Annotated in this window: 11 protein-coding genes; 2 read left to right on the top strand and 9 right to left on the bottom strand. The window is 47.4% G+C overall.

The window, feature by feature from the left end:
- Positions 1-1,476: TraM recognition domain-containing protein (locus tag H164_RS0112750; protein ID WP_019968984.1), on the top strand; the 1,476-nt coding region annotated here is incomplete at its 5' end.
- 294 nt (positions 1,477-1,770) lie between these two features.
- The gene (locus H164_RS15725; protein ID WP_155808068.1) at positions 1,771-2,010 is read left to right on the top strand and encodes a hypothetical protein; all 240 of its coding nucleotides are present in this window, start codon (positions 1,771-1,773) and stop codon (positions 2,008-2,010) included.
- Between the two features lie 140 nt (positions 2,011-2,150).
- Here the strand turns inward: H164_RS15725 and H164_RS0112740 are convergent, their stop codons facing one another.
- The 9 genes from H164_RS0112740 to H164_RS0112700 form a co-directional block, all read right to left on the bottom strand.
- Positions 2,151-2,489 (bottom strand): RteC domain-containing protein, encoded by a 339-nt coding sequence (locus H164_RS0112740; protein WP_248616204.1) that lies wholly within the window; start codon positions 2,487-2,489, stop codon positions 2,151-2,153.
- Between the two features lie 16 nt (positions 2,490-2,505).
- Complete coding sequence (locus tag H164_RS15290; RefSeq protein ID WP_081622298.1) at positions 2,506-2,757, bottom strand: hypothetical protein; 252 nt, start codon at positions 2,755-2,757, stop codon at positions 2,506-2,508.
- 82 nt (positions 2,758-2,839) lie between these two features.
- Positions 2,840-3,973 (bottom strand): cupin domain-containing carboxymuconolactone decarboxylase family protein, encoded by a 1,134-nt coding sequence (locus tag H164_RS0112735; protein WP_025830356.1) that lies wholly within the window; start codon positions 3,971-3,973, stop codon positions 2,840-2,842.
- 14 nt (positions 3,974-3,987) lie between these two features.
- A complete protein-coding gene (locus tag H164_RS0112730) occupies positions 3,988-5,025 on the bottom strand; it encodes an alpha/beta hydrolase (protein WP_019968980.1) in 1,038 nt (345 codons plus the stop codon).
- A 57-nt stretch (positions 5,026-5,082) separates the two neighbouring features.
- Positions 5,083-6,063: an aldo/keto reductase gene (locus H164_RS0112725; protein ID WP_019968979.1), complete on the bottom strand. Its 981-nt coding sequence runs from the start codon at positions 6,061-6,063 to the stop codon at positions 5,083-5,085.
- Positions 6,064-6,166: 103 nt separating this feature from the next.
- Positions 6,167-7,201 carry an alpha/beta hydrolase gene (locus H164_RS0112720; protein WP_019968978.1) on the bottom strand — a complete coding sequence of 345 codons (1,035 nt, stop codon included), beginning with the start codon at positions 7,199-7,201 and terminating at the stop codon, positions 6,167-6,169.
- A gap of 56 nt (positions 7,202-7,257) precedes the next feature.
- Positions 7,258-8,502, bottom strand: coding sequence for an aldo/keto reductase (locus H164_RS14960; RefSeq protein WP_019968977.1), 1,245 nt, complete (start codon positions 8,500-8,502; stop codon positions 7,258-7,260).
- Between the two features lie 80 nt (positions 8,503-8,582).
- On the bottom strand, positions 8,583-9,161 hold the full coding sequence (locus H164_RS0112710; RefSeq protein ID WP_019968976.1) for a flavodoxin: 579 nt from the start codon (positions 9,159-9,161) through the stop codon (positions 8,583-8,585).
- Between the two features lie 248 nt (positions 9,162-9,409).
- Positions 9,410-9,826, bottom strand: coding sequence for an HU family DNA-binding protein (locus H164_RS0112700; RefSeq protein ID WP_019968975.1), 417 nt, complete (start codon positions 9,824-9,826; stop codon positions 9,410-9,412).
- Positions 9,827-9,919: the final 93 nt, after the last annotated feature.

Below are 9,919 nucleotides of genomic sequence, written 5' to 3'. Positions count from 1 at the left end.
CTGCCCACACGGTTTTATTACAAGAAGAAATGGAACAACGGGTGGATCAATGTGGTGAACCCGTTCCGTGCCACCATCGTGCTGGGTACACCGGGCAGTGGAAAGTCTTATGCCGTGGTCAATTCGTTCATCAAGCAACAAATAGAAAAGGGGTATTCGATGTATGTCTATGACTTCAAGTTTCCCGACCTGTCGATGATTGCCTACAATCACCTCATCAACCACTTGGACGGGTACAAGATAAAACCGAAGTTCTATGTCATCAACTTTGATGATCCGCGGCGGTCGCACCGCTGTAATCCCATCCATCCCGACTTCATGACGGACATTTCGGATGCCTACGAGAGTGCCTATACGATTATGCTCAACCTGAACAAGACGTGGGTACAGAAGCAGGGTGACTTCTTCGTGGAAAGCCCGATTATCCTCTTTGCCGCCATCATCTGGTATCTGCGCATTTATCAGGATGGGAAATACTGCACGTTTCCACATGCCATCGAACTGCTCAACCGGAAGTACGAGGATGTGTTTCCCATTCTCACGTCGTATCCCGAATTAGAGAACTACCTTTCTCCCTTCATGGACGCGTGGCAGGGTGGAGCGATGGAGCAGCTGGCGGGGCAGATTGCCTCGGCGAAGATACCGCTGTCGAGGATGATTTCGCCGCAGCTGTACTGGGTGATGACGGGCGATGAGTTCACGCTCGACATCAATAACCCCGAAGAGCCGAAGATACTCTGCGTGGGCAACAATCCCGACCGCCAGAACATCTATGGGGCGGCACTGGGGTTGTATAACTCGCGCATCGTAAAACTCATCAATAAGAAAGGGATGCTCAAATCGTCGGTCATCATTGATGAGCTGCCCACGATTTATTTCAAGGGACTCGACAACCTCATTGCCACGGCGCGCAGCAACAAGGTGGCGGTGTGTCTGGGCTTTCAGGACTTTTCTCAGCTCACACGCGACTACGGCGATAAGGAGGCAAAGGTAGTGATGAACACGGTAGGGAACATCTTTTCGGGACAGGTGGTGGGAGAAACGGCGAAGACGCTTTCGGAACGGTTTGGAAAAGTGTTGCAGAAGCGGCAGTCCATTTCCATCAATCGACAGGACGTTTCGACCTCCATCAATACGCAGATGGATGCCCTCATACCACCGAGCAAGATTTCGGGACTGACACAGGGAATGTTCGTCGGCTCGGTGTCGGATAATTTCGACGAGCGTATCGAACAGAAGATTTTTCATGCCGAGATTGTCATCGACAACGTCCAAGTGGTTACCGAGACGAAACGGTATAAGCCTATTCCCATCATCACCGATTTCACCGATGCCGAAGGCAACGACCGTATGCGAGAAAAGATACAGGAAAACTACAACCGTATCAAGGCAGAGGTGAAGCAGATAGTAAAAGATGAGCTGGAACGGATTAAGAATGATGAGTCTTTGTCGCATCTTTTGCCTAAAAGCCAATAAAACAACGGTTTGATTTGCAAAAATCACCTAAATTCATTATATTTGTGCTTGTAATGAACCAAATGATATTGTGCTATGAATTGTTCCTATCATCCTGATCGACCTGCCGTTACGCAGTGTCCCAAATGTCAGAAAGGATTGTGCGCGGAATGTGCCGGGCACAATGCAAATACGTTATGCGTAGATTGTCGGAAAGAGAAACGGTTCACGTCCATTTTAACTTCCGTCATCTTTTTGGTTGTCTATGCCGTTGTTTTCTTTCTCGGATACAAATGGGACTTCCTGTTTGATAGCATGAGCGATCATGCTTTTATGAGCGGATATTTCCTTGTGGCATTAGTGGCGGGATGGCAGCTGTGCAATTTTCTGTTTCGCATGCCGGGAGTTGTCATGACATTGGAAGAGTTCGGAGTCCTGACGATTATCAAAGTGATTGTCTATTGGCTGATAGGGCTTTTTCTCGCTCCCATCGTTATCTTGTGGAATGTGATAAAGATTATTTATCAGGTGATTAGGTTAGTATTGGAGAAATGAAAAGAAGACTAAACTCAATTTTAGTTGAGAGAAACTTTTCATCTGAAACTCGGTTCTCTTCAACGGTAATGAAAAGTGCCCTATCGACACTCGAAAATAGAGTTCGATAGGACTATTTATGCACTGTCTGCCTTTTATACTCATCTTCGTTTAGCCTGTAACTCTTCATCTTTGTATATTCGCTCATTCAGGGATTTCGCCATCTGGTCGAGGAAATATGTACGGCTGTCACTCTTTCGCTCTTTGATGTCGGCATAGAGGCGATAGGCATCTTTGCCGTCTACACCGAACAAGTCATAGAAGAACGCAGAGAGTTCCTTGATGCTTACCTTGCCCTCGTTGATACAGGACATTTCTGCAAGGCCGTAAATAAGTTCTACCAAGTCCGTAATCTTTCCCGTCCAGAGGAACTTCCTGTCTGGTTTGGACTGTGAGATGGTTTTCGGTGCCGAAACAATTCCCTGCATGCGGATTTTCAAAAGCCTTAGCTCCGTATCAATGACGGAAAGCAGTTCCAATACATTTTTTCCCCATCCCGTTTTCAATATGACACGTCTCTTGCAGGCGTGTCAGCCGGAAACGGGTGTAGCGCAACGTACGAAACAGGGTTTCGTAATTCGTCTCTTTTCTTACCAATGCGATAATCTCGTCAATAAACGTATCCGTAATAGATTGTGGCGGATACCCCGATTGTGCTTCTCCCGAGGCTATCGCCACGAAAGAAGGAGTGTTTACTAATCGTTTCATAAAAATAATTTTGTTGTTAGACAATAAAGGCAGGAATTCTTTTTCAAGAACCCCTGCCCGTTATATATGTTTAAGTAGATGCTTATCCCTTATTAGTCAAAGTATCGTATACTTTACGAACAGGGGCTGAATATTGTCTGCCAAGATTGAATTCGATAATATCTATCAGCTTATCCAATTGGTTGGGTGTTATGCCGAGATGCAGACAGATACCCATATGCGCTTGCAACATAGGCTCTACACCGCCCACACCGGCGAGGATGGACACGGTGGCAAGCTCTCGTTCACGATAAGTAAGCAGGTCGCGCTCGAAGATGTCGGCAAAGAGATGCTCCTTCAAAAAGGTATCAATCGCAGGAGCAAAGGCTGTATAGCCCGCCCGCTTGTTGCCTGCAGGTACGCCCGTGAGTTCGGCAAGGATGTTGGCACCACGCTGATACTTGTTGCCTTTTGCCTTGATGGCACTTGCTTCGCGCCCTACCGGGTCGTTAATCCCCTTAGTCTCGCGCGCCTCGACCACTTCCATCATTGTTTGTATGGCACGTAATGAGCGTGGGAAGCCACAATAAGCATAGGCCTGAATAAGAACTTCCTTTATTTCGTTTTGTGTCATTCCTGCCTCGAAGCCATGCGCAATGGCAAGGCGAAGCCCGTTCAAGTCGCCTTTACCCGTATATGAGCCGAGTGCGATAATTGCTCGCTCACGAGCTGTGAGACTTTTGGCGGCAGATACGCTGTCGCTCTCCTTGACAGCTGCATGATAAGCAGTTTTTCCCACAGGATTCTGCCATACAGTCCTGTTTGTCTTACTGTTGGGAATGACTGCCACGTGGGCAAACCAGTTGTCGGGTGTCGCGCCATGCCAGTGAACCACCCCTGGGGCAATCTCCACAATGTCACCGGCATGTAGACGGCGGGCAGGCTTTCCTTGCTCTTGATAGTAGCCAGTACCTGCCGTCGCAACGAGAATCTGACCGCCTGTGTGGTAATGCCATGAGTTGATACAACCAGGAGCAAAGGTCACATTGATAGCTGGGAGTTGCAGACTGTCGTCCTTTATTACTGGAGACAGCCACACATCCCCCGTAAAATTAGCCGTTGGGGGATTTTTCTGCCCTGCCGGATAAGGTTGTTGGAACTCTTCGACACGAGTCTGTGCCATCGCTGAAGTAGTTGTTACAACAGTCATCAGTGCTATGATTATTTTCTTTTTCATACGCTTTCCAATGACTACTTAATATCTAAATGATTCTGACTTAGCCACCTCGCAAAAACATCAGCGAGGACATCATTGTTCAAGTCCTGCATCAAGAAGTGGGTGTTACCATAAATTCCCTCCTTTGGAAGCTCAACTAACTTGGCATTACCACCATGACGATTGATACATTCAACAAACTTACGTCCCATCTGCAAGCGCACGCGCCAGTTCTCATCACCAAGATTCTTGCTGGGTTTCTCCGGAATGTAATCGCCGAAATACATCACTATGGGAATCTCCGTCAAGCACCTGAAAAGGCTCATTGGCACAGGGACTCCGGTACTGCCGCCAGTCAACCCGTCAATCTTGGCAGGCACTTCACCTTCTGGGAAAACATATACTCCAGGCTCATAAGCAGCCACTGCCTTTACCTTAGGATTCTGCATCGCAGCCATCCAACCAGGGAAGCCACCTGCCGAATGGGTGACGAGTATGGCAGAGTCGAGCTCCTCCACCAAAGCGTCGATGGCGGGAATGTCCTGCGTATGGTCGCTAAGATCAGGTGTCATCTCGCGGAAGAACTGGCTCAGATAGGTTGAGTCGGTCTTGAACTGTACACCTTTATTATATTTAGGCCATACACCAATGCGCCAAATATCAAACCAGAACATTTCGTCAGCCAAGGGTTTTACTGTTGTTGTGGACGATGTTCTTCCTGCCCGCCCGCGCCCAGGAAGATCCATTACATAGGTTGGATAGCCATGACGCAGCATAAGCGTAGAGAAGCCCTCACGACCATCAGGCGTCATTTCCCAGCAAACACCTGAGCCGCCATAGCCATGCACGAATATGAGTGGGAACTTACGGGCATCAGCTGGCACCTGATAATTAACAAAAGCATGGTCCACCCGGCAGCTCTGTCCCGTTTCATCTTGTTCAGCCCAGCCGATAAACTTCGAATTATCATACTTCCCTTCATGAAGAATCGTCTTCCCACCCACCGAGAAGCTACCCTGCCTGACTATTGACAAGGGCTGTTGTGCCATTGCGCCAGCCGACATCACCAGCATGGCAGCGATAATAATTTGTCTTGTTCTCATTTCTCTAAGTGCTTTCTATGTTTGACTTTATCTGTCTATATTCTTCTGACTTTCCGCCGAATACCGGTCACCTTTCAAGACAATGTTGTCCAAAGCTTTGTTGATTTCCGCCATTTCAGCCTCGGTGTAAGTGACTTCGGCAGCGGCAATGTTATCCTCCAAGTGTCTCAAGCTCCTACTACCGGGGATTGGAACAATGAATGGTCGCTGCGCTTTAAGCCATGAGAGAGCCACCTGTGCTGGAGTGATATTCTTTCGTTGGGCTATAGTCTTGACCAAATCTACGATAACCATATTTGCTTCAATATTCTCTTGTGAGAAGCGAGGCACCGTAGAACGGAAGTCGTTATTTCCAAATTTTGCATCTTTTGTTATTGTACCGGTGAGGAATCCTTTGCCTAACGGACTGAAAGGTACGAGTCCTATACCCCATTCCTCCAATGTTCCTAAGAGCTTCTCTTCCGATTCACGCCAAAACATAGAGTATTCACTCTGTATAGCGGTAAGTGGAAGAACGGCATTGGCACGACGGATATTGTCTATACCTGCTTCCGACATTCCCCAGTGGAGCACTTTCCCATCTCTCATGAGTTGAGCTACTGCATCGGCTACCTCCTCTATCGGTGTATTCTTGTCCACACGGTGTTGATAATAAAGGTCGATATGATCTGTGCGAAGTCGGCGCAGCGAACCCTCCACGCTCTCACGGATTGTTGCTGGAGAAGAGTCGTGTATCTGCTTGAAGCCCCTCAGCTGGATACCAAACTTCGTTGCAATCTTCACTTCATTACGAATAGGCTCTAAGGCTTCGCCAACGAGTTCTTCGTTGACATACGGGCCATAACACTCTGCGGTATCGAAGAAGTCGACACCCAAATCATGTGCCTTGCGGATAAGGGCGATCATCTCTTTCTTGTCCTTTGGTTCACCATATCCGTGGCTCATGCCCATACAACCCAATCCTATTGCCGACACTTCAAGGTCTTTGCCTAATATTCTCTTTTCCATTATTCTTTTCTTATTTGATTGTTCATGTAAATATAAATGATGTTTGCTATATTTGTCTGTAAGAGCATTGATGCCAGTGTGGCGGTTCGCTGCAAATTCTTTATTACAGATGGTTGATGAAGAATTGGTCTATCTTGCTAACAATCTGCTCGACATACTCCTTGACAAAATATGTCTGGATATGTGTAGCGCCTGGAACGATAAAGATAGCCTTGTCTGCCGTGCCCGTTGCCTTGGCAAAAGCCTCTTCTGACATATACCTGCTGTCTGCCTTTTCGCCTGCAATCATAAGCAGAGGTTGGCTGATGAGGTCAGCATGGTCGGTAGCGTCCCATGCCATCATATCCATCAACGAACTTTTCAGGTAACTGCCTGGCGCGTTAGGTGTACGGTGTGTAACGGCATAATAGAAAAAGCCCTCGCGATAAAGGTCTACCTTTATTTTGCGTGCCTCCTCTGGCGACATATCTGCAAAGCCCAGTACTTCGGGCTTTTCGCCTGCAGCTTCTTTCTGTCTTGCCAGTGATGCCTCTTTCTGTCGTTCCTGGATGGTATTCATCTGAGTGCGCATAAAGCCGTTGCGGCGTACTTCGCCCGTATTGAACAGGCTCAATGTAGCCACAGCTTTGATACGCTTATCCGCCTGAGCCGTAGCAAACGTATAACCGCCACCGCCACAGATGCCGAAAGCTCCGATTCGTTCTGGGACGACACCGGGATAGTTCTGTATGAAGTCCACGGCACCGCTGATGTCACCGATTCGGAAAGCCGGCTTGTCGGTGCGACGTGGTTCGCCACCGCTTTCTCCTTGATAGCGTGCGTCGAAAGCCAGGGTTACAAAGCCCGCTTCCGCCAATCGTTGGGCATAGAGCCCGGCAGTCTGATCCTTACTTCCTCCGTTAGGATGTGCCACCACAATGGCTGCGTAGTTTCCTTGTGGCGTGTAGCCTGCTGGTGTATAGACATTGCCCACGACGTCAATCCCGTCTACTTTGTAATTTACTTTGTGAATGTTCACTTTGCCGTCCTCGTTCTTCTCAATAGCGTTCTCATAGACCAGTCCGAGATTGTTCGGCGTCAGTGTCGGTCCCTCTTCGCCATAATGCTGTGCGTGAGTGTTTGTTAATGTTGTTGCCATAATTGTCAATGTTATTAATAATTTCTTCATTGTTGCCTTTACTTCTTATAAAACTATTACTTTACAAGTACCTTCTTTGTAGCCCCATTACCTGAACGTACTATATTAAGTCCCTTCTGCATAGCAGTCAGTTGCTTACTATCCAAGCTATATATCTTATCATCCTGTCCATCTACATTGCTTCGAACACCTTCGATAGCAGTAGGTGTAGGTGTAAAGGTATGATTGTAAGTGTAATCTTGGAAATTACCAAAGGTCCAGTTACCATAAGCCAAATTGAATGAGCGTCCTGCATTACCACGATTAATCGCACGAATAGCTGCCATCTCTGCGTCCGATAGAGCAAAATCAAAGATGTTGATATTCTCACGAATGTGCGCAACATTCGTTGAACCAGGAACAGGGCACAAACCCTCTTGCATATGCCAACGGAGAATAACCTGATAAACCGACTTATTATGTGCGTTAGCTATTCGCTGAAGTGTAGCGTTATTGACGTCCCCACTATTATGATTCAATGGATACCAGCACTCCACTTGCATATCATAATTATTGGCGTAGAGCTGACGTGCCTCTATGCGCTGTGCAAGTGGGTGACATTCTATCTGTGCTATCTGTGGCTTTATCTCTGCATTCTGCATGATATAGTTGAAAGCTTCCATGCGGTTATCAAAGTTACTGATGCCAAGCGCACGAATTCGTCCTGCTTTATACTCTCTTTCCATCACTCTCCAACAAGCAAGAATATCTTGAAGCGTACCTGCTGGATGGTGAATATAAACAAGGTCGATATAATCAACTTGCAACCGACGGAGCATTCCCTCAAACGCATTCTGTGCATCCGCCAAGTTGCCCGAGATTTTACTGGTCAGCCATATCTGTTCCCGTGGGATGCCGCTTTCCTTTATTCCCCAGCCTGTGCCCCGCTCATTATAATAAAAAATAGCGTCATCGAGATGTCGATATCCCGATTGAAGGGCAGAGATAACCATACCACGAACCGTCTCGTTAAGCTGTTGCCGTTGTCCGGGGCTTTCCATACTCTGTACTTGCGTGCCCAATCCGAAGCGAGGCATCGCCACACCGTTATTGAGGCGCACAAGCGGAACTCCTGAAACCGATGTGATATTCGATACAGCCTGAGGTCCTCCATCGGATACATCTCCACCCGGTGCAGGCTGTGTTACGCTGTGATCGAAATTGTTTAAGGGAAAGGAACTGTTGCCGCCATTGTTCTGTCCTTGTGCCATTACACCTGAACTCAACATAATGGTTGCTATTATTGCTACTATCTTTTTCATCTTTACTTCATTTTTATATCAATTGTGAATCTTTTCATTTTTATTGGTGTTTAACCGTTAATGATAATTGGGGGTAAAACTTACCGTAACGACTCGTCTACCCACGCTTTCAACTCTTTGTCGTTCCAGCGGTTCACGCGAACGGCAGGCTTCCATGTTACATCATAGTTAATGGACTTGTGCAAGTGCTTATCCGTTTCGCCCGGTCCGCTACTGTGAGAAGTGAAGAAGGGAATGAGGGTTTTGCCTTGCAGGTCGTGCGATTCGAGGAAGGTGTTGATGATGTTCGGAGCGATGTACCACCAGATGGGGAATCCGACGAACACCACATCATAGTCTTTGATGTTGTCAACCTTCTTCGCGATGGCGGGCCTACTGTCGGGTTCGGTCTTCATTTCGCGGTTCACACGCGAATGGTCGTCCTGCCAATCCACGTCGGCAGCCGTATAGGGTTGTGCCGCCTCGATTTCGAAAAGGTCGGCACCGGCGTATTGCGCTATCTTTTCGGCATAGCCTTTCGTAGTGCCAGAATAAGAGAAATAAGCCACTAATACTTTCTTTTGCATCTTTTTGTCCTCCTGATTTTTACTTGTTGTTGCGTTTCCTTTGCAGCCGGCCAGCATCAGCGAGGCTGCCAATAGAGTCATCATTTTGTTCATGTCGTTAAATATTTATGGATTTGAAGTCTTGGGGAAGAAAGAATGTTGCCAGCAGCATCAGCATGAGTAAAAATGACTTCTTCATAATTCCAAATCTTTTAATTGTTGTTTGATGCTGCAAAGTTATGGTTTATCTCGCTGTCATCTTTTACACAAAAGTCTGCGGTTCAGGCTAATTTTTCAGAAAACACCCATACAGCAGAAGGGATGAAAAGTTTCTCTCCACCCTTTCTCTTTGCAATTCTCCTCTATGGCTCTGTCTTTGCTTTCGTTCTCCGCTTCGGGTTGTCCACCTCCACTTCAATGCTTTTCAGCGCGTCGGTGATGGGCGACTTCCAGCGTACGAGGATGCAGGGGCGTTTCAGTACGTCGGCCGTCACGTCGTCCTCGTTCTCCATCATCTTCGAGGGGATATGGGTACGCAGGGAGAGCACTTCGCCCAAGTCGAGCGAGCCACCCATCTTCACCACCTCCGCGATGAGGTTGCGCAGCGTGATGAGCACGTTCATCACATCGCCCTCGCTCAGCGAGGTTTCTGTCACCATCCGCTCCAGCATCCATGCTGCCGAAAAGCGGTTCATTCCTTTCTGCTGGGCATAATAAGCCCGCTTTCCTTTCTTCGGCCCGACGCCGAGGATTCTCGAAACTACTTTGAAAATAATCATATCACTATCTATTTAAGGGTTAAACCATCTGTTGCGTTCTTATCATATCATGTCTTCCTTTGTCGTCACTCTTATACTCTTTTCCTATAGATA

This window comes from Segatella maculosa DSM 19339 = JCM 15638, assembly GCF_000382385.1.
Lineage (GTDB): Bacteria > Bacteroidota > Bacteroidia > Bacteroidales > Bacteroidaceae > Prevotella > Prevotella maculosa.
This window is presented reverse-complemented; position numbering and strand designations above follow the sequence as displayed.